Genomic DNA, 20,110 nt, shown 5'->3' on the forward strand with positions numbered 1-20,110 from the left:
GACCGCGGCTCCCTGCCGCGGTCTTTGCATGCATGCATGCTGCATGCGCGATCTCATTAGCATGAAGGAGGAAAACGGCAATGCCCTTGAATATCGTGCTCGTCGAGCCGGAAATTCCGGCCAATACGGGCAATATCGCCAGAACGTGCGCCGCCACCGGCACCCATTTGCATCTCGTGCGGCCGCTCGGTTTTTCGACCGACGATCGGGAGCTGAAGCGGGCGGGGCTGGATTACTGGTATGCGGTGAACATAACGTATTACGATTCCTTTCGGGAGGTGCAGGCCGCCCATCCGGAAGGACGGTTTTTTTATACGAGCACGCGCGCCCAAAAGCGCTATAGCGACTTTCAATTTCGAAACGGCGATTTTTTCGTATTCGGCAAGGAAACGAAGGGCCTTCCGCAGGCGCTGCTCGACGCATCGCCCGACACGTGCATGCGTCTGCCGATGACGGATAAGGTGCGCTCGCTCAATTTGGCCAATTCGGCGGCCATTATCGTTTACGAGGCGCTCCGGCAAAACGGGTTTTTCGCGTTGGAATGAAATATTTTTCGACAAATGTTGACAAAATCGCTCAAATTTTATCGAAATCTTGTATAATGTTAAGCAAATCCGAAAAACGGAAGGAAACGGATTGGCGTTAGCGAAATGTTAACGTGGGTAAATGCATTAGGGAGATTACCAGCTTAGATTACCGGGAATGAATGGGAGGAAATACGTTGAAACCTGCTGGAGTCGTTCGGAAGGTAGATCAACTGGGCCGCATCGTGCTGCCGAAATCTTTGCGCAAAAGGTACCAAATGAACGAGGGGGATCCCGTCGAAATTTTGGTGCAGGGCGATCATATTATTTTGGAGCGGTATCGTCCGCGGTGCGTATTTTGCGGTTCGATGGAATCCGTAGGGGAATTCAAGGAACGCTACGTTTGCGCCGAATGCATCGACGAAATGCAAAGAGTTTAAAATTCGGGACTCGCACTCATTGCGAATAAGAACCGCCTGCAACCGTCCCTCGACGTTGTCGGCGGTTCTTTGATTTTGCCGAGATCGAGATGCCCCGAAAAGCCAAAAACGCCGATCGACCTCTCCGTCTTGCGGCGGGGTGCGGCGTTTTCCAATCATGCCATATGGATAAAAGCTAATGTTACAGGCCCTTCGTCTTGTCGTCGTTGTAGGCGGCCGTCAGAATGGCGACGACCAGCATCGCGAAAACAAGAACTACAATCCAAAATTTATCGCTCATCCCCAGAATCATCTTCCACACCTCCACTGAACTTCCTTTATTATACCCAACACCCGCCAAAAAGAAAACGCAAAATGTGGGGATTGTCCGGCATACATTGATAAAGATTCGAAAAAAGCTCCTTTTTGACGCATGGGGGAGGAGTGGCGGTTGAACCGGATCATTAACTGGATGGGCGGATGGCCGAAGGAAGGCCTGATCGGCGCGGGGGAGTGGGAGGAGCGAACGGGCAAGTTCGCCGCAACGGGTCGGCAGGAGACGTTTGGGACCGAGCCGGTACAAGGACATTTCGGCCTTCGGGAGCAAGTGGCCGAACGGATCGCCGGAAGCGCGGCGGAACGCGACCCGTCCCGCGTCTGGATTGCCGCCGGAGCGGATGCGGCGATCGAACTGGCGGTCCGCGGCTGGCTGCGCGCGGAGGATGTCGTGCTCGTCGAGCGCCCTTGCGGGCGGTCGGCTTTGCAAATTTTTCAACGGGCGGGGGCGGTCGCCGTAGCCGTGCCGGGGGATCGCGACGGCATGGATCCGGATGCGCTTGCCCGCGCCATCCGGCAATGGAAACCGAAGCTTGTGTACGCGGCGGTCGCATGCACGGATCCGGAAGGGCGGGCGTGGAGCGCGGAGCGGAGAATCGCGCTGGCGGAGCGGTGCAGGGAAGCGAACGTGCCGCTGCTGAGGGACGACCGCCAGCTGCTGCTCGCGCAGGATGGACTTGCGCCCGATGCGGAAGCGGAAGCCGGAGCTCCGCTATGCTCGGTCGGGGAATGGCCCCCGGGCATCGTGGCGGACTTGCGCCTCGGCTGGCTGGCGTGCAGGGGAATCGGGGAGGAGCGGCTGCAGGCGCTCTCCGCCGGAAGCGGGCGCCTTCCGCAGGTGCCGCCGGCGGAACAGCAAGCGGCGGCGGAACTGCTGCAGGCCGGAACGCTCGAGTCGCTGGTCGCGACGCAAAGGTTCGTTTGCCAGGCGCGAGTCGGGCTGCTGCTGGAGCAACTGAGCCGGCACAACCCGCGGGCGCTGGCTTGGGAAACGCCGAAAGAAGGGATGCATGTATGGGTTACGCTCCCGGAAGGGCTGGATGCGGATTCGCTTCTGCGCGCAGCGTGGATTCACGGCTTGCTGTTCCAGCCGGGAAGGGCGTTCTACGCTTCGGAGCCGGAACGGTTCAAGCTCCGGATCACCGCGGTCCATTCGGACGAGAAACAGATTCGCGCCGGCGTTCAGCGCCTGCAGGCGACCGTGGAGGAGATGATGGGGCGTTACGGCTGAGGAAGCCGGCAGCCGGCGACAGCTGCGGCCGCGGGCCGCCGGCAAATCCGGGCGCCGGGCTGGCGTTGCCGGCGGCGCGAAGGATTCGGGGCGACGATTGCCGGCGGATCGGCGAAACCGGCTACGGCCGCCGGCCGCTGGCATTCAGGCCGCTGGCATTCAGGCCGCTGGCGTCCGGGCTGCCGGCGTCCGGTTCTCCGTCGCCCCGGGCCCGGCGCGCCGAACCCGCGGCGGTTTCGTCCGCGGCGAGCCAGCCGGCCGCCCATTCGAAGCGGGCGGCCCATACGGCGGCTACCGCCTCGTATTCGCCGAGCGCCGCGCGGCCCGCGTCGGTTAAACCGTAAACGCCCCGGCTGACGCGGCGGAACCAGCCGTAGTGGTTGTCCCGGAGCAGCAGGCCGGCATTCGGCACTCCGGTGAGCTTTCCGATCTCGCGGGGCGGGAGCTCGCCGCGGCAATGGAGCGCGAGGGCGCACTGCAGCGCCCGCTCGCGGTAAGCCGTCACCAGCTTGCGGCCCGTGCTTCCCCCGACGTTGTAGTCCCCGCTTCGTCCGGCAAATTCCTTCAGCAGCTTGGCCGCGCGGGAGCGTTTGCGGCCCCCGGCCGCGACGGCATAGGACGCCGCAAGCGGGGGTTCGGCCGCGAGCTGCCCGCCGAAGGGCGCTTGCCCTTCGGCGGCCACGATCCGCGGCCGCGCCGGCGGACCCGAGCTTGCCCCCGCCGCCCCGGGCTCGCACCACACTTCGATGACCGGAGCCTTCGTCTTGTAGAACGTAACGGTCATAAAGCCGAGCGACAGGCGCCTGCACAGCGCGGACAGCTCCGCAAACCGCTGGTTGTGGGCGCCTTTTTTCGTGCGGTTCCGTTCGACGGCAAGCCACACCTCCGCTCCCGTGCGCTGACGGTCGATCCCTTGAAGCAGCAGCGGGAGCGAAAACGTCTTTTTCATCTCGACGATAACGGGGGCGGCCGCATCCGGCCGCACGGCGACCAGGTCGCAGCCGAGCACTTCCGCTTTCACCTCGTATCCGCGTCCCGCGAAAAACGATTTGACCGGCGCGTACAGCTCCGTTTCTTTTTTTATGGCCAAACGCAAGCCCTCCCGAATGGCGATCCGTTTCTTTTTTTCATTATAACACGAACGATTTTCTTTTCCCGGCCGGGGCGCGGCGCGGCGGCATTCAAAGCTGACATGAGAAACCTCCGCTTCGTTTTCATCGTTTTTCCGAGAAATATCGTCGAACTAGCCGCATAGGTATGTAGTACGTTTCGTAACGGGAAGAGACAGAGAACGAGGGAGGAAGCGGCATGGATATCTTTAAACGGATCGCGGAATATCGGGCCGAAAGCGAGAAACTGGCATGGTCCGGCACGTTCGCGGATTACATTGAACTGTTGCGCCGCGATCCGACTCCGGCGATGACCGCGCATGCCCGCGTGTACGACATGATTTTGGCGCAGGGCGTGGAGGAGATCGGTGGACAGAAGCGATATAAGTTTTTTGAAAACGAAATTTACGGACTCGACCGGACCATCGAGAAGCTCGTGGAGGAATATTTCCACTCGTCGGCCCGCCGGCTGGACGTCCGCAAGCGGATCCTGCTGCTGATGGGGCCGGTAAGCGGCGGCAAATCGACGATCGTGGCGATGCTGAAAAAAGGGCTGGAACAGTACGCCCGGACGCAGCGGGGCGCCGTGTACGCCATTCGGGGCTGCCCGATGCACGAGGAGCCCTTGCACCTCATCCCGCACGAGCTGCGGCCCGATATCGAGCATGAGCTCAAGGTGCGGATCGAAGGGAATTTGTGCCCGTCCTGCCAAATGCGGCTCCGAACCGAATACGAGGGCGACATTATGCGGGTGCCGGTGGAGCGGGTGTTCATTTCCGAAGAAAATCGCGTCGGCATCGGCACGTTCAGCCCGTCCGACCCGAAATCCCAGGACATTGCGGATCTGACGGGCAGCATCGACTTTTCGACGATTACCGAATACGGCTCGGAATCCGATCCCCGGGCGTACCGTTTCGACGGCGAGCTGAACAAGGCCAACCGGGGGCTGATGGAATTTCAGGAAATGCTCAAATGCGACGAAAAGTTTTTGTGGAACCTGCTGTCGCTTACCCAGGAGGGCAATTTCAAGGCCGGCCGCTTCGCGCTCATCAGCGCCGACGAGCTGATCGTGGCCCACACGAACGAATCCGAGTACAAGGCGTTCATCGCCAACAAGAAAAACGAGGCGCTGCAATCGCGGATGATCGTCATGCCGATTCCGTACAACCTGAAAGTGACCGACGAAGAAAAAATTTACGACAAGCTCATCAAACAGTCGGACATGAGCCATATCCATATCGCGCCGCATGCGCTCCGGTCGGCGGCCGTCTTTTCCATTTTGACGCGGCTGAAGGAATCGAAAAAACAGGGCATGGACCTGGTCAAAAAAATGCGGCTGTACGACGGCGAAGAGGTGGAAGGCTTCAAGGAAGCCGATTTGAAGGAAATGCAAAACGAGTACACGGACGAAGGGATGTCCGGCATCGATCCGCGCTACGTGATCAACCGGATTTCGAGCGCGCTCATCAAGCACGACTTGCCCTGCATCAACGCGCTGGATGTGCTCCGGGCGCTCAAGGACGGGTTGGATCAGCATCCTTCCATCACGAAGGAAGAGCGGGAAAAATTTTTGAATTTCATTTCGGTGGCGCGCCAGGAATACGACAATCTGGCCAAAAAAGAAATTCAAAAGGCGTTCGTCTATTCGTTCGAGGAGTCGGCGCGCACGCTGTTCGAGAACTATTTGGACAATATCGAGGCGTACTGCAACTGGACGAAAATGAAGGACCCGCTCACCGGCGAGGAGATGGACCCGGACGAGCGGCTCATGCGCTCGATCGAGGAGCAGATCGGCGTGTCGGAAAACGCGAAAAAGGCGTTCCGCGAAGAAATTTTGATTCGCATTTCGGCTTATTCGCGGAAAGGAAGGAAATTCGACTACAACACGCACGAACGGCTGCGGGAAGCGATCGAGAAAAAGCTGTTCGCGGATTTGAAGGACATCGTCAAAATCACGACCTCCACGAAAACGCCGGACGAAAATCAGCTCAAGCGGATCAACGAAGTCACGAAGCGTCTCATCGAAGAGCACAACTATTGCCCGGTGTGCGCCAACGAGCTGCTGCGGTATGTCGGAAGCTTGCTGAACCGGTAATGGTCAAGGAGCCCCGATGCCGGCCGCCGATAACGAAAACGGTTATCGCGTTCCCCGCTTCGGGGCTTTTTTTCTTTTTTCCAACGGTTGCATTAATAGAATCAATTATTCTATAATTATGGCAATTATTTCATAGTTGACGGCAGAGGAAATGATCAGATGCGGAAATAGACGGACACGGAGGGAAGAAGCCATGGGAGAGCAAATCCGGTTGTTGGACAAAGAGGGCAAGCCCTGCACGTTGGAGCTTGCGGATATCGTAGTCGTGAAGCCGTCGCCCAACGGGCCGGTGTTTTTGACGAAGGATGAAACGTATTTTTATCCGACGACGCTGGAGGAACTGCAGGTTTTGTTCAAGGAACACGGGTTCGAACGGCTCGATCGGACGAATTTGGCCAATCTAAACCGCGCGGAAGCGTTCGATCCGAAGACGCGGAAAGTGTATTTCGACTATCCCTGGGGCAAAGACAGCCGGTTTGCGACCGTTTCGGAGGCCAACGTGAAGAAAGTCGATCACCTGGTCAAGGAAGCTCCCTCCAAGTACAAGCCCTTCAACAAGCCTTTGTTCGGATCGGAATAAGAGAAGGCTGCGCCGGGAGGAAAAAGGGCGGGGCGAAAGCGAAGACGAACGCGTTTCTCGGCTTCGGCGGTTTCGGCTACCCTTATGGCTATCCTTATGGCGCGGGTTTCGCCGTCAGCCTGGCGCTGCTCGCCTCGCTGTTCTTCCTCCCGTTTTTCTTTTTCTAGGGAGCCGCAGCCGCAAAACGAAGAGGGTGTCCCAGAAGTCATCCTAGATGACTGAGGGGCGACCCTCTTTTTTATAATCGTCAAACAAAAAGAAACCACTCTCTGGTAAAATGGAGGTACCACCCAACCATAAACCAAAGGAGACGGTTTCTTTGTACATTCAATATACCATGGATCAACTCTGTTTACCAATGGATTTAGAAGAGGACATTCCCGCCAATCACCTCGTTCGCGTGGTCAACGCCGCCGTCAATCGTCTCGACGACGCCATCTTCGACGCGGCTTACCCTGGAGGCGGACGAGACAGCTACCATCCTAAAATGCTCACCAAAGTCATCATATACGCCTACACGCAGCGCATTTACTCCTCTCGTCAAATCGCCAAAGCTGTCCGCGAAAACATCATGTTCATGTGGATCGCAGGCAGACAACGGCCGGACTTTCGCACCATCAACCGGTTTCGTTCGGAGCGGATGAAAACGGTTCTGGAGACGGTGTTTACCGCCGTTCTTCAGTTTCTGGCTGAGGAGAACTACGTGCAGCTCGAGCATTACTTTGTGGACGGCACGAAGATCGAAGCGAATGCCAACCGGTACACCTTTGTTTGGGGAAAAGCGGTCGTGAAGCATAAAGCCAAGCTCCAAGAGAAAGTGCAGACCTTATTTGCCGCTATAGAGGAAGCCGAGAAGCAAGATGAAGGAACGCACGACGGCAAGGATCTTCTCGAGCTGGGCGAGTCCTCTTCCATCACCGGCGAAAAGCTGGAGCAAGCTGTCAAACAATTGGAGGAGCGTCTGCAGGAGAAACCAAAGGACAAGCCGCTGAAGAAGGCAGTGCGCACGCTCCGCAAGGACTTGCTTCCTCGCCTTCAAAAGTATGAGACGCAGGAAGCGATTTTAGGCACGAGAAACAGCTACAGCAAAACAGACCCTGACGCCACGTTTATGCGGATGAAAGAAGACCACATGCGAAACGGCCAACTGAAGCCAGGCTACAATGTTCAGATCGGCACTGAAAATCAATTCATTGTCGGTTACAGTCTGCACCAGCGGCCGACCGATACGCGCTGTCTCATCCCGCATCTGGAGAAGATAAAATCGCAGTTCGGCAAGAAGCCAAGCACCGTTATCGCCGATGCGGGCTATGGCGGCGAAGAAAATTACGACTACTGGGGGCAAAATGAAGTCGAAGCCATTGTGAAGTACAGCACATATCACCGCGAAAAGAGCAAGGCATGGCAAAAGGACATCAGCAAGATCGACAACTGGACTTATAACAGCGAACAAGATACATGGACATGTGCGGCCGGACAAACGCTCCATTTCCGCCGAGTGAGCCAGGAGAAAACGGAAAGTGGGTATGAAATCGAATATCGACATTACCGAAGCGCCGGCTGTGAAGACTGTCCGCTAAAGCCGCAGTGTACAAAAGCCCAAGGTGATCGCGAGATCAAAGTGAGCATGAAGTATTGGCGGCTAAAGAACCAGGCCAGGGAAAAGCTCCGCAGTGAAGAAGGGTATGCCCTGGCCGTAAGGCGCATGATCGAGCCGGAACCTGTGTTTGGCGATATGAAGAACAACCGAGGCTTTAAAAGGTTCCTGCTTCGAGGCTTACCCAAAGTAAGTCTGGAGGTCGGGTGGCTTTCGCTTGCCCACAATCTGCTCAAGAAAGCAGCGGTGGACGCCAAAAACGAAGGAGCTAAGCGACAACAGGCCGCTTAGCTCCTTCGTTTATTCCGAATGCCACTCTATTTTGCTGCTAAAGGTGTCCCAGAGTTTACTTTTGGGACACCCTCCTTTTGCCGCGTATTTACCCGTTGACAATCTCGCCGCCGTTCACGTGCAGCACCTGACCCGACACGTACGAGGAATCCTCGCCGGCCAGGTAGACGTAGGCGGGGGCGATTTCGTCCGGCTGCCCGGCGCGTCCGAGCGGCGTGTCGGAGCCGAATTTCGCCACCTGCTGGGAGTCGAAGGTGGACGGGATGAGCGGCGTCCAAACCGGACCGGGCGCCACGCCGTTGACGCGGATGCCTTGCGCGGCCAGGTTCAGCGCCAGCGAGCGGGTAAAGGAGACGACCGCCCCCTTCGTCGACGAATAATCGAGCAGGTTCGGACTCCCCCGGTAAGCCGTCACGGAGGTCGTGTTGATGATCGCCGCGCCGGATTTCATATGGGGCAGGGCCGACTGCGTCAAATAGAACATGGCGAAAACGTTCGTTTTGAACGTTCGCTCGAGCTGCTGCGGCGTAATCTTCTCGAGCTTGTCCTGCGGGTGCTGCTCGGCGGCGTTGTTGACGAGAATGTCGAGCTTGCCGAACGCGTTCAGCGTTTCCTGGACGGCTTTGGCGCAAAACACCGGGTCGCCGACGTCGCCGTCGAAGATGGCGCAGCGACGGCCTTCCGCCTCGACCTGCCGCTGCGTTTCGCGGGCGTCGGTAAATTCGTTCAAATAAACGATCGCGACGTCCGCGCCCTCCTTCGCGAACGCGATGGCGACGGCCCTGCCGATGCCGCTGTCGCCGCCGGTAATGAGCGCGACTTTGCCGGAAAGCTTGCCGGCGGGCTTGTAGATCGGCGATTCGGCTTCCGGCGGCGGCGTCATGTCGCTTTCCAGTCCCGGCTGGCGGTCCTGATGCTGCGGGGGAAAATGGTTCGGACGGTTCGGCTGGGACGGTTGATCGGTTGACATCATCATGGCTTAAGCTCCACTCCTTTCCATAGGAGTAGATTACGACCAAGCGCCGAAATTTAAACGCCAAAACGAAAAAAGGCTTCCCGCCCGGCTTGCGCCGTCCGCTTGCGGGAAGCCGAACGATCAGATGCTTTTGCGGGTCGTTTTTTTTCCGTCGCAGCTGAACAGAACGCCGGCTCCGTCCACGATCGTTTCGAGATGGACCGGCTTGCCCCACAGCCGGGCGACGTACGGCATCGTCCGCTCGACGTATTTCAAGTCCAGCTCGATCCCTTCGTAGCGGTGAGCGAGATACAGTTCGCCGCTGCGCTGCCAGTCCCCGTCCGTTACGACCAGATAGGGGAATCCGCCGTTGACGCGCGAGTACACGAGCTGGTCGCGGATATGTTCCCACGTTTTATCGGTAATCGTCCACTCCGGCCCCTTTTTCTCGAAAACGTACAGATCGAGCTCATCCGTCAGTTCCTTCGTTAAGTAATTGCGCAAAAACGACGGATCCGAATCCATTTCCCGAATATCGAACATCCGCTCGCGGCCCCAGCGCTTTTCGATGTCCTCGAAAATTTTCAGGCCCAAATAATACGGATTGAGCGAGCTGCGCGAAGGCTGGACGACGGCGGAATTCAGCTTGGCGTATTCGATCGTCTCCTCGCTCGTCAGGGGCAGCTCCCGCATAATCCGCTGATGCCAGAACGTCGCCCAGCCTTCGTTCATGATTTTTGTTTCGATTTGCGGCCAGAAATAGAGCATTTCCTCGCGCAGCATCGACATGACGTCGCGCTGCCAGTCTTCCAGCACCGGCGAAAATTCCTGCACGAACCAGAGCAGGTCCTTCTCGGGCTGGGGAGGAAATTTTTTGGCTTCGGCGCTTTTCGGTTGTTCGCGCTCCTTCGGTTCGGAATTCCGCTCGTCGAGCGACCACAGGTCGTCGTAGGGAGAAGCGGGTCGCCGCGGTTTTTCTTTTTCCTGTTTTTGCTGCCATTGCATGTATCTGCGTTTGTCCAGTCCGTGGGGCTTCACGATGCCGGGATCGACGTGCTCCTGAATCGCGAGAACCGCGTCGAGAAAGGTTTCCACTTCGTCCGCGCCGTAGTCGATTTCGTACTGGCGGATCCGTTCCGCGGTGGCCGACATGCTTTCGACCATATCGCGGTTGGTGGCGGAGAAGCGCGCGTTGTTTTTGAAAAAGTCGCAGTGGGCGAGCACGTGGGCGACGATCAGCTTGTTTTGCACGAGCGAGTTGCCGTCCAGCAGAAAGGCATAACAGGGATTGGAATTGATAACGAGCTCGTAAATTTTGCTTAGGCCGAGGTCGTACTGCATTTTCATGCGATTGAAGGTTTTTCCGAAGCTCCAATGGCTGAACCGGGTCGGCATGCCGTAGGCGCCGAATGTATAGATGATGTCGGGCGGACAAATTTCGTATCTCATCGGATAAAAATCGAGTCCGAAGCCTTTGGCGATTTCCGTAATTTCGCCGATCGACCGTTCCAGTTCCTCTTCGTAGGTCACAGCGGCCTGCCCCCTCCCCATGGCAAAGTTTCCACCACCTTATGTATATGAGGGGAAGGCGCGGGATGTGCCTGACGGACAAGATTTTTCGGGCTTGATTCTTGCGCCGCTGAGAGTTTTCATTCGTTCGCCTGCGCCGTCCTCCGCTTCAAAAACAATCGAAGCGAGCTTCTTGCGCACAGCAAGGCGACGCCTAGAAACAGCAATGCCCATGCGACGGCGGGAACGCCGGTCAGATTTTGCATGCCGTACGCGTCGCCGGAAGCGGCCGGCCGGGTGACGGAAGCGTACACGAGAAAAGCCGGTCCGAGCACGGATTCCTCGAGGCTGAGGAAAGCGACGAGCAGGTAATACGTTTTCATAAGCCACGCTTTCCGGATCAGGAGGACGGCCAGATTGAGGGCGACGAACCCGATCAGCCAGGTCGTGCCGTAGCCGGAACGGACGAAAAAAACGAGCGTCGCAAGCGCGATCGAGGAGCAGACGGCAAGGCCCGTTCGCAGGCGGCCCCGGTCGTACAACCAAAACAAGAGGACGGCAAACAGGGAGGCGGCGATATAGCCGGCCAGCGTTACCGGGACGAACTTCCATTGGCCCTGCAGCAGCGAGCGGGTGAGGCCGCTATGATCGGCATGCAGCTCGATGGAGAGCACCCTCCCGGACATCAGCAAAGTGACGGCCGCATGGCCGAACTCGTGAACGAGCGTATCGACGGTGCGAAAAAAGGAGGAAAACGGAATGAGCCGGGTCAGAAACGCGCATGCGAGCAAATAGATAACGGTCAGCGCCCACTTGTTCAAGTTCGCACCCCATTCGGAATTGAAAAAAATAAGGACAATCCCATTATACTCGAAACGGGACCGCGGCGATGACTTCGGAGGAAAGCGACTGCAGCCGAGCGACAAGCAGGGCGGCGCATAGCATGGCTTTTCCAAAATGGGGCGTTTGTTTCCCGGGAAATATCGACCGTTTTTTCGGTCCGAAAGAGCCCGCAAAGCTTGCGCTCGAACGCATGGCGTGATACAACAAGGGATATCGAAATTTTGCAGCGGAAAGGAAGATCGCGGTGTCCAAGGAACACTCCATCCGCGAGGAGGAGACGAAACGGCTGAAGGAAGTGCTCGGAATCGTCGATCGCAAGCTGCGCAAAGAGCTGTCGGTTCTCGGCGACAGGCGGGGCGACGTCGTCGGCATCCGCCAGGAGTTTTGGGACGACGTCACGGTCAACTTCTCCGATGCGACGGAGCTCGGCGAAACGTGGTCCAGCATCGTGCAGCAAGCCGAATTGCTCGCCGAGCGCGAACGGAGCCACAAGGTGGCTTCGGCCGAAGCGGAGCGGCTTGCCAGGCAGCACGACAATCCGTACTTTGCCCGCATCGATTTCGCGGAGGACGGAACCGAAACGGAAAAAATCTACATCGGCCGGGGCTCGCTTATCGGCGAGGACGGGCAAACGTTCTATATTTACGATTGGCGCGCGCCGATCTCGAGCCTGTTTTACGATGCGGAGCCCGGACGGGTATCGTTCGAGACGCCGAGCGGCGAAGCGACCGGCCAAATGTCGCTCAAGCGGCAATTCGTCATTCGCGGCGGGAAGCTGAAGCATGTGTTCGACACGGACGAGACGATCGGCGACGACATTTTGCAGGCGGTGCTGTCGGAGCGGTCGGATACGTCGATGAAAAGCATCGTCGCCACCATTCAGAAGGAACAGAACCGGATCATCCGCGACGAACGCCACAAGCTGCTGGTCGTGCAGGGGGCCGCGGGGAGCGGAAAGACGTCGGCGGCGCTGCAGCGCATCGCGTACTTGCTGTACCGGTTCCGCGAAACGCTGACGAGCGATCAAATCGTCCTTTTTTCGCCGAATCCGGTATTTAAAGGATACGTCTCCCGCGTGCTGCCGGATTTGGGCGAGGCGAACATGCGGCAAATGACGTTTCGCGAGCTGATCGAAGCCCGGCTCGGCCGGAGATGGCAGACGGAAGACCTGTTTTCGCAGGTCGAAGCGCTCTCCGCTATCGAAGGAACCGCCGAAGGCGACGCCAGAGAGCGTTCGGTGCGCTACAAGGGCTCGGAGCACTTCTTCCAGACGATCGTCCGCTATTTGGAGCGGCTGCTGAAGGAAGGCGTCAAGTTTCGGCCGCTGCGCTTCCGGAAGGACACGATCGTCTCCACCGCCGAGATGGAGCAGCAGTTTTACGGCGCTTACGGAGCGGGCGATTTCGGCGAGCGGATGATCAAGATGAGGCGCTGGCTGAACGAGCGGCTGACCGAATGGATCGACGGCCAGATGGGCGAAGCCTGGCTGGAGGAAGCGGCGGAGCTGGCGGACGAGGAGGCGATTCAGCGCGCCTACGTGCAAATTCGGCGCGAAGGCGGGTTTCACGACGGGGCGTTCGACGACGAGGAGCGCATGACCGAGCTGCTTAGGCGCAGCGCGGCGGAACGGCTGATCGAACCGCTCCGCAGGGCGGTGCGCGGCTTCCGGTTCGTCGATCCGATCGGCACGTACGCGGAGCTGTTCCGCAGCCGCACGCTGTTCGCCGCCTGCTCGCCGGACAGGAAGCTGCCCGCCGGCTGGGAATGGATGGCGCGGCGGGCGGAGGAGACGCTGGACCGCAAGGCGATCGACCACGAGGACGCCACTCCTTTGCTGTACGTGCTCGAGGCGCTCGAGGGCTTCCGCAAGGTGGACGGGGAAGTCCGCCACCTGTTCGTCGACGAGGCGCAGGATTATTCGCCGTTTCAGGCGGCTTTTTTGCGGCGGCGGTTTCCGAAGGCGCGCTTGACGGTGCTGGGCGATTTCAACCAGGCGATTTACGTGCAGGCGCAGGAAAGCGGCGGCTTCGGCGGCTGGACGCGGCTCGTGCCTCCGGAAGACACGGCGATATGGCGCCTGACGACAAGCTATCGGTCCACCGAGCCGATCGTCGAGTTTTCGAAACGGATTTTGCGGCCCGAGGACGCCGCCGCCATTGCGCCGTTTCACCGCGGCGGCGACGTTCCCGAGGTGATCGGCTGTCTCGATGCCGCGGATCTGGCGCGGCGCGTCGCCGCTGACGCGGAATCGCTCCTGAAAGCGGGCCATGCGACGATCGGCATCATCACGAAAACGGCCGGCGAGACCGCCAATGCCGCGGCTCTGCTGAAAGAGCGGCTGCCCGACGATGTGCCGCTCGCGCTCGTTACCGGGGAGTCGGCGAAGCTGCCTCCGGGTCTCTCGATTCTGCCCTCGTATTTGTCCAAGGGAATCGAGTTCGACGCCGTGCTCGTGTGGGACGCTTCCGCCGAAAGGTACGGCCGGGAGCAGGACCGCAAGCTGCTTTACACGGTTTGCACGCGGGCGCTTCACCTGCTGCATGTGTATCATACGGGAGAAGCTTCGCCGCTGCTGAATCCGGAAGGCAGCACTCGGCCCGCGGAGACGGCCGAATTGCCGGGAGGCGGGGCGTGAGGGGGCTCGAGCGGGCGCTCGAAGCGCTCCGCGCCTATTACGGCTACGACTCGTTCCGCAGCGGCCAGGCCGAGCTGATCCGGGCGATTCTGGAAGGGCGCGACGCCTTGGGCGTCATGCCGACCGGGGCCGGCAAGTCGGTCTGCTATCAGATTCCGGCGATCCTGCTTCCGGGCACGTCCCTTGTCGTTTCTCCGCTCATCTCGCTGATGAAGGATCAGGTCGACGCGCTGACGGCGGCGGGAATTCCGGCGACGTACATCAACAGCTCCTTGAGCGCGCAAGAGACGAACGAGCGGCTGCGTAATCTCGTTCAAGGGAAATACAAGCTGGTTTACATTGCGCCGGAGCGTCTCGAATCCGAACGGTTCATGTCGCTCGTCGGCCAGCTCGACATTCCGCTGGTGGCGGTGGACGAGGCGCACTGCGTGTCCCAGTGGGGCCACGATTTCCGCCCGAGCTATCTGACGATCGTCAGGCTGCTTCGCCGGATCGAGCCGCGCCCGGTCGTAGCCGCTTTTACGGCGACCGCGACGGACGTCGTCAAAGCCGACATCGCCGAGCGTTTGGCGCTCGACTCGCCCGTGCGGGTCACGACCGGGTACGCCCGCGACAACCTGACGCTTTCCGTCGTCAAAAACGTCGACAAACGGGAATACTTGCTCCGCTATATCCGGGAGCGTCCGAATCAGGCCGGCATCGTGTATGCCGCCACCCGGCGGGAAGTGGAAGGCTGCTATCGCTTTTTGCGGGAAATGGGCTTTCGCGCGGGCTACTACCACGCGGGACGGACGGAAGAGGAGCGCGCGGAGGTGCAGGACGCTTTTTTGCGCGACGACATTCAGCTGATCGTAGCGACCAACGCGTTCGGGATGGGCATCGACAAATCCAACGTCCGCTTCGTCGTGCATTACAACATGCCGAAAAACCTCGAGGCCTATTACCAGGAGGCAGGGCGCGCCGGGCGCGACGGGGAAGCGGGCGAGTGCGTGCTGCTTTTTTCCGGGCAGGATACGATGACGCAAAAATTTTTCATCGACCGGAGCGAGGCGGACGAGGAGCGAAAGCGGAACGATTATCGGCTGCTGAACGATATGGTCGAGTACGTCAACACGTCGGATTGCCTGCAGCGGGCGATCGTCCGGTATTTCGGGGAGCGGGACGCCGAGCCGTGCGGCCGCTGCGGCAACTGCACGGACGAGCGGGAGCTGCGCGACGTGACGGACGAGGCGAAGCTGGTGTTCGCCTGCGTGTCCGCGATGCGGCAGCGGTTCGGCGTCACGCTGACGGCCAAGGTGCTCCGCGGGGCGAACGACGTCAAAGTGCGCCAGTTCGGCTTCGACCGGCTGAGCGTGTACGGCCGGCTGAGCGGCGTTTCCGAAAAGGAGCTGACGCAGCTCATTCACGCGTTGGTCGCCGACGGCTACTTGCGCCTGTCGGACAGCCAGTATCCGGTCCTGCAGCTTCAGGAGAAGGTACGGGACGTGATGAGCGGGGAGGCGCGCGTGCTCCGGCGCGCGGAAGCGCCGGCGCCGGCCGGACGCGGCAGGGCGAGCCGGGGAAGCGCGGCGGCTTCGGCAGGGGGAGCCGCCAACCCGGAGCTGTTCGAGCGGCTTCGCAAGCTGCGCAAGGAGCTGGCCGACCGGGAAGGCGTGCCGCCGTTCGTCATTTTCCACGATTCGACGCTGCTGGAGATGTGCCGGGCCATGCCGCGGTCGAGCGACGAGCTGCGCGGGGTGAAAGGCATCGGGGACGCCAAGTTCGCCAAGTACGGACAAGCTTTTTTGCAGGAAATTCGCTCGTTCGCGGGGAGCTGAAGGGCCTCATACGCCATTTATCATTGCCGAATCCGGGCCGACTTCGTTCATTGGCGGCGGGTTCGGCTTTTTTTTCTTCGAACAATCGGCTCTTTGTCCCCCAAAATAACAAGTGATGAAACAAAAGTTTCCTGATAAAATAAACAAATGGGAATGTAAGGGCTCTCATTTTCGAGTTCATTTTTTCGGGAGGCTTGGTGGCTGTGACGATGAAAACGCATCACAAGCAAGCGATCGACCGCTTGGTCGATTCGGTGAAGGACGATCCGGATTTTCTCGCCGTCATCGTCGGCGGCTCGATCGCGAAGGGCGTCGCCCGGGACAATTCGGACGTGGACGTTTATCTGGTCATAACCGACGAAGCGCACGCGCGCTGCAAGGCGGAGGACCGGCTTTTTTATTTCAATCGCGACTTCTGCGACTACCCGGGCGGCTATATTGACGGAAAACTGGTGAAGGCAAGCTTCGTCGAAGATGCGGCCGAGCGGGGCAGCGAACCGACGAGGTACTCGTTCACGGGCTCTCGGGTCGCCTATTCCAAAATCCCGGGGCTGGAGGAGGTCGTCCGGCGGATTCCCGTTTATCCGGAGCAAAACCGGGAGCGGAATCTGCAGGATTTTTACGCGCAAGTGCTGCTGTACGGCAATTATTTTGCTCCGCAGGCGATCGACCAAGGGAACAGATATATGCTGGCCTACGCTGCGGCCAACCTCGTCCTTTTCGCTTCCCGCATGATTTTGGCGCATAACCGGATGCTGTTTCCGTGCCACAAGTCGCTCGGCGCCAGCGTCGCGATCGCGCCCGATAAGCCGGACGGGTTCGAACGCCTGGCGCTCGAGGTTTTGGAGGAACCGACGAAGGATCGCATTCGCGCCCTGGTCGACGCGATTTCCAAGTTTCGCGATTGGGGAATCGATTACGGCCAGGCGGTCAGCCGGTTCATGGAAATCAACGAGTGGAACTGGATCGACGCGCCGCCTCCGATTTACGACAGATAAGCGCTTTAGGCGACAGACGAATCCCAAAAAAAGCATCGCTTCCGACGGCCGGCAGGCGCGGGGGCGGTGCTTTTTTGTCGGGCGAATCGCGCCGGTTTTAACGCACGATCGTACGCCTGCCAAACCTCTGGCAGTCCGTTTCCTTTTCATCGCCGCCTTATTGCGATTATAATGGGGGACAATCGAGCGCGCTGCAGAAGCAGGCCGAAGGGAGGGGTTGGCGATCGGGGACCGGCTGTTAAAACTCATCATGGACCGCAAATTTTTCACGAAAATTTTCATTTCGATCTCGATCGTTTCGTTTATCGGCGTTTTCAGCGTCGCGTTCGTCTACCAGCGATATTTCAAGGACGCGCTGACGAATAACGAAATGTACCGCGTGCAGCGTTCAATCGATCAGGCGGCGCTCAATTTGGACAACCAGCTGTACCGGATCGTCAACAACGTCCATTATTTTTTCGAATATTCGGGGACCGGCAACCGGCTGATGGCGGTCAAGACCGGGAACGGCGAGGAAGCGGCGGCGGATCGGGCGTGGGCGGAACAAACGCTCGGCGCGTTTCGGCTTCAGTACTCGAGCGAGATCGAGTCGGTGTTTTTCCTGCTGAAGGACCGGACGGACGGCTCGGAAACGCTGCTTTACGACGACGATCTGAATCCCGTTCCCGAGATGGATTACCGCAGCCAAAGCTGGTATCGCGATTTTACGGGCGGCACGGCGAGCTTTTGGTCGCAGCCGACGAACGAGCTGCTGTTTTTCCAGGATCGGTCGCTGCGCACGATTTATTTTACGCTTGGGCGCTACAACGCGGAAGGAAAGGACGGCGTCCTCGTCGTGCGGCTCAACGGGAAAATGTTCAGCGACGCGTTTCGCTTGCTGGCGACAAGCGATCTGAACATCGAGCTCCGCAACGAAGAGGGCCGCATCGTCTATTCCTCGTTCGGCGAGGAGCGCGGAGCGGAGGGCGGCGGCGATATTTTGATGGAGTCGCCTCTCGATTACAGCGGCTTTCAAGTGCAGGCCCACATTCGCAAGCAATCGATCACGGAAGCGGTTCAGAAAGTCCAGAACGTCCAGCCGTACATCGTCGCGCTCATTCTGGCGATGACGCTGGCCATTTCGCTCGTGCTGTCGCTTTCGCTCGTCCGGCCGGTCAAAGCGCTGCTTCGCCTGATGAAAAAAGCGGAGCTCGGCGATCTGGACGTCCGGTTCAACGGCCGCTATTCCGACGAAGTGGGCATTCTCGGCAACGGGTTCAACCGGATGCTCGAAAACATGACCGATTCGATCGAGAAGGCGCACGCGGCGGAAATGGACAAAATCAACGCGGAAGTCCGGCAAAAGGACGCGGTGCTGCTGGCGATGCAAAACCAGATCAACCCGCATTTTCTGTACAACACGCTCGAGGTGATCAATTGCCAGGCGATTATTCACGACGTGCCGAGCGTCAGCCGGATGAGCAAGGCGCTGGCCGATTTTTTCCGCTATTCGATCGACAGCGACAGGACCGAGGTCGCCCTCGACGTCGAACTGGCGCACGTCGCGACGTATTTGGACATCCAACACGAGCGTTATCCCGCGATCGAAATCGATCTCGACGGATTGGAGCCCTTTCACCGGTATCCGATCGTGAAGCTGACGCTGCAGCCGATCGTTGAAAACGCGTTCCTGTATGCCTTTACCGGGGAGCGCGATTACTATTTGCGCATTCGGGGCGAAGACGTCGATGCCGACACCTATGCCGTCTGCGTGGAGGACAACGGAGAAGGGATGGACGAATCGTCGCTTGCGCGCTTGAACGGGCTGCTGGAAGCGGGAGGCGAGCCGGAAAAGCGCCGCGAAGGCGGAAACCGGACGGGAATCGGCCTGCTTAACGTCCAGCACCGGATTCGCATGCGGTACGGCGAGCCTTACGGGCTTCGGCTCGGCGAGTCGATGTCCGGCGGGGTGATCGTTCGGATTTTGCTGCCGAAGGAGGGAAAACGCGATGAAAATATTGATCGTTGACGACGAGCCCGTCATCCGCAAGGGCCTGATCAAGCTGCTCGGATCCGGCCCGATCGCCTTTTCCGAAATCGAGGAGGCGCGCAGCGGGGAGGAGGCGCTTCGGCTGATCGAAAGCGGAAAGCCCGATCTGATCGTAACCGACATCCGGATGAACGCGATGAGCGGCCTCGATCTGATCGAGCGCATTCGCTCGGCCGGCGCGGACATCGAAGTGATCGTGCTGACGGGCTACGCGGATTTTCATTACGTTCAGCGCGCTTTGCGCAACCAGGTGTCCGATTATTTGCTGAAGCCGATCACGCAGGAAAATTTGAACGAGGTGCTGGCCAAAACGATGCTGAGGGATCCGGCCAAATGGGCGTCGCAAATCGATGCGGACGCCATCCGGACGATGGCCGGCACGGCGGCGGCGCTCGCCCGGAGCGTGCTGGCGGAAAACCGGGAGGACTTGCGGGACCGTCTCTCGGAATGGTTCGCTTATTGCAGGGAGCGGGGGTACTCGTTTACCGAATTGAAGAGCGCGATGGCGCACCTGGAGCTGCTGTTCCGCTCCGAGCTGTACCTCGTCGTGAAGGAGCAGCCGAGCGGCGAGCCGGGGGACCGGCACCGGAACGCGGCGTCGGTCGATGAATTGTTCGCCAATTGGGAACGGTATTTAGTGGAGCAAAGCGCCCGAATCGCCGACAAACGATCGCCGCGCAACAAGCGGGTCGTAGACGAGGCGATCCGGTTCATCGGGGAGGAATACGCCGACAGCGGGCTCAATTTGCAGCTGATCGCGGATCGCGCCGGCGTCAGCACGGCCTACATGAGCAAAATGTTCCGCGAGGTGATGGGCAAGCCGATCACCCAGTACATCAGCGAGTTCCGGCTCGAGGCGGCAAGGCAGTACATGATCCGGCACCCCGAGGCGAAAATCGCGGCCGTGGCGGAAAACTGCGGGTTCAGCGATTACCCGTATTTCTCGAAAATTTTCAAGAAACATTACGGGGTATCCCCGCTGGAGTACAAAGAAAAAAATTGACCTCCAAAACCCTGGATATGTCACAAACCTTGACGTCAAGGTTTGTTTTTTTATCGATTAAAGCGTTTTCGGTTTTTAGAGGACAAGAAACGGTGTCAGAATACATTGTTGAAAACTCTTTCAACTCGTAAACTGTGGC

15 protein-coding genes are annotated in these 20,110 nt (G+C 59.0%); 11 read left to right on the forward strand and 4 right to left on the reverse strand.

All coding sequences use genetic code 11. From position 1 onward, the window contains the following. The first annotated feature begins 80 nt into the window (after positions 1 to 80). The 3 genes from trmL (at position 81) to B7E11_RS16855 (ending at position 2,510) form a co-directional block, all read left to right on the forward strand. Positions 81 to 545, forward strand: coding sequence for a tRNA (uridine(34)/cytosine(34)/5-carboxymethylaminomethyluridine(34)-2'-O)-methyltransferase TrmL (gene trmL / locus B7E11_RS16845; RefSeq protein ID WP_080836719.1), 465 nt, complete (start codon positions 81 to 83; stop codon positions 543 to 545). A 176-nt stretch (positions 546 to 721) separates the two neighbouring features. Beyond that, complete coding sequence (locus B7E11_RS16850) at positions 722 to 964, forward strand: AbrB/MazE/SpoVT family DNA-binding domain-containing protein (RefSeq protein WP_080836721.1); 243 nt, start codon at positions 722 to 724, stop codon at positions 962 to 964. A gap of 430 nt (positions 965 to 1,394) precedes the next feature. Further along, on the forward strand, positions 1,395 to 2,510 hold the full coding sequence (locus tag B7E11_RS16855) for an aminotransferase class I/II-fold pyridoxal phosphate-dependent enzyme (RefSeq protein WP_176220795.1): 1,116 nt from the start codon (positions 1,395 to 1,397) through the stop codon (positions 2,508 to 2,510). A 121-nt stretch (positions 2,511 to 2,631) separates the two neighbouring features. On the opposite strand, the gene B7E11_RS16860 is transcribed toward B7E11_RS16855, so the two are convergent. Continuing rightward, positions 2,632 to 3,600, reverse strand: coding sequence for a DUF2161 domain-containing phosphodiesterase (locus B7E11_RS16860; protein ID WP_080836724.1), 969 nt, complete (start codon positions 3,598 to 3,600; stop codon positions 2,632 to 2,634). A gap of 218 nt (positions 3,601 to 3,818) precedes the next feature. Here B7E11_RS16860 and B7E11_RS16865 point away from each other — a divergent pair, with 218 nt between their 5' ends. From B7E11_RS16865 to B7E11_RS16875, 3 genes are all read left to right on the forward strand, one after another. Further along, the gene (locus B7E11_RS16865; RefSeq protein WP_080836725.1) at positions 3,819 to 5,714 is read left to right on the forward strand and encodes a PrkA family serine protein kinase; all 1,896 of its coding nucleotides are present in this window, start codon (positions 3,819 to 3,821) and stop codon (positions 5,712 to 5,714) included. Positions 5,715 to 5,907: 193 nt separating this feature from the next. Further along, positions 5,908 to 6,294 carry a LytTR family transcriptional regulator DNA-binding domain-containing protein gene (locus B7E11_RS16870; RefSeq protein ID WP_080836727.1) on the forward strand — a complete coding sequence of 129 codons (387 nt, stop codon included), beginning with the start codon at positions 5,908 to 5,910 and terminating at the stop codon, positions 6,292 to 6,294. A 319-nt stretch (positions 6,295 to 6,613) separates the two neighbouring features. Further along, entirely contained in the window at positions 6,614 to 8,182 is a 1,569-nt protein-coding gene (locus B7E11_RS16875) for an IS1182 family transposase (protein ID WP_080836728.1), read from the forward strand. An 88-nt stretch (positions 8,183 to 8,270) separates the two neighbouring features. On the opposite strand, the gene B7E11_RS16880 is transcribed toward B7E11_RS16875, so the two are convergent. The 3 genes from B7E11_RS16880 to B7E11_RS16890 form a co-directional block, all read right to left on the reverse strand. Next, positions 8,271 to 9,152: an SDR family oxidoreductase gene (locus B7E11_RS16880; protein WP_080840859.1), complete on the reverse strand. Its 882-nt coding sequence runs from the start codon at positions 9,150 to 9,152 to the stop codon at positions 8,271 to 8,273. Positions 9,153 to 9,278: 126 nt separating this feature from the next. After that, the gene (locus tag B7E11_RS16885; RefSeq protein ID WP_139787232.1) at positions 9,279 to 10,667 is read right to left on the reverse strand and encodes a SpoVR family protein; all 1,389 of its coding nucleotides are present in this window, start codon (positions 10,665 to 10,667) and stop codon (positions 9,279 to 9,281) included. A gap of 119 nt (positions 10,668 to 10,786) precedes the next feature. Continuing rightward, positions 10,787 to 11,467, reverse strand: a complete 681-nt coding sequence (locus B7E11_RS16890) for a M50 family metallopeptidase (RefSeq protein ID WP_080836732.1) — start codon at positions 11,465 to 11,467, stop codon at positions 10,787 to 10,789. Between the two features lie 266 nt (positions 11,468 to 11,733). Here B7E11_RS16890 and helD point away from each other — a divergent pair, with 266 nt between their 5' ends. The 5 genes from helD (at position 11,734) to B7E11_RS16915 (ending at position 19,971) form a co-directional block, all read left to right on the forward strand. Then, positions 11,734 to 14,124, forward strand: a complete 2,391-nt coding sequence (helD, locus tag B7E11_RS16895; protein WP_080836734.1) for an RNA polymerase recycling motor HelD — start codon at positions 11,734 to 11,736, stop codon at positions 14,122 to 14,124. Next, a complete protein-coding gene (gene recQ / locus B7E11_RS16900) occupies positions 14,121 to 15,941 on the forward strand; it encodes a DNA helicase RecQ (RefSeq protein WP_080836736.1) in 1,821 nt (606 codons plus the stop codon). The genes helD and recQ overlap by 4 nt, the downstream gene beginning before the upstream one ends. 209 nt (positions 15,942 to 16,150) lie before the next feature. Beyond that, positions 16,151 to 16,939 (forward strand): nucleotidyltransferase domain-containing protein, encoded by a 789-nt coding sequence (locus tag B7E11_RS16905; RefSeq protein ID WP_245809849.1) that lies wholly within the window; start codon positions 16,151 to 16,153, stop codon positions 16,937 to 16,939. Between the two features lie 217 nt (positions 16,940 to 17,156). Continuing rightward, positions 17,157 to 18,947 (forward strand): sensor histidine kinase, encoded by a 1,791-nt coding sequence (locus tag B7E11_RS16910; protein WP_080836740.1) that lies wholly within the window; start codon positions 17,157 to 17,159, stop codon positions 18,945 to 18,947. Further along, entirely contained in the window at positions 18,928 to 19,971 is a 1,044-nt protein-coding gene (locus B7E11_RS16915; protein ID WP_080836742.1) for a response regulator transcription factor, read from the forward strand. Before B7E11_RS16910 ends, B7E11_RS16915 begins: the two co-directional genes overlap by 20 nt. Positions 19,972 to 20,110 lie beyond the last annotated feature (139 nt).

This window comes from Cohnella massiliensis, assembly GCF_900169535.1.
Classification (GTDB): domain Bacteria; phylum Bacillota; class Bacilli; order Paenibacillales; family Paenibacillaceae; genus Cohnella; species Cohnella algarum.

Coding starts and splice junctions, on each gene's coding strand:
- B7E11_RS16905 (WP_245809849.1), top strand. CDS start 16,151: ATGAAAACGCATCACAAGCAAGCGATCGACCGCTTGGTCGATTCGGTG.
- trmL (WP_080836719.1), top strand. CDS start 81: ATGCCCTTGAATATCGTGCTCGTCGAGCCGGAAATTCCGGCCAATACG.
- B7E11_RS16915 (WP_080836742.1), top strand. CDS start 18,928: ATGAAAATATTGATCGTTGACGACGAGCCCGTCATCCGCAAGGGCCTG.
- B7E11_RS16880 (WP_080840859.1), bottom strand. CDS start 9,152: ATGTCAACCGATCAACCGTCCCAGCCGAACCGTCCGAACCATTTTCCC.
- B7E11_RS16870 (WP_080836727.1), top strand. CDS start 5,908: ATGGGAGAGCAAATCCGGTTGTTGGACAAAGAGGGCAAGCCCTGCACG.
- B7E11_RS16865 (WP_080836725.1), top strand. CDS start 3,819: ATGGATATCTTTAAACGGATCGCGGAATATCGGGCCGAAAGCGAGAAA.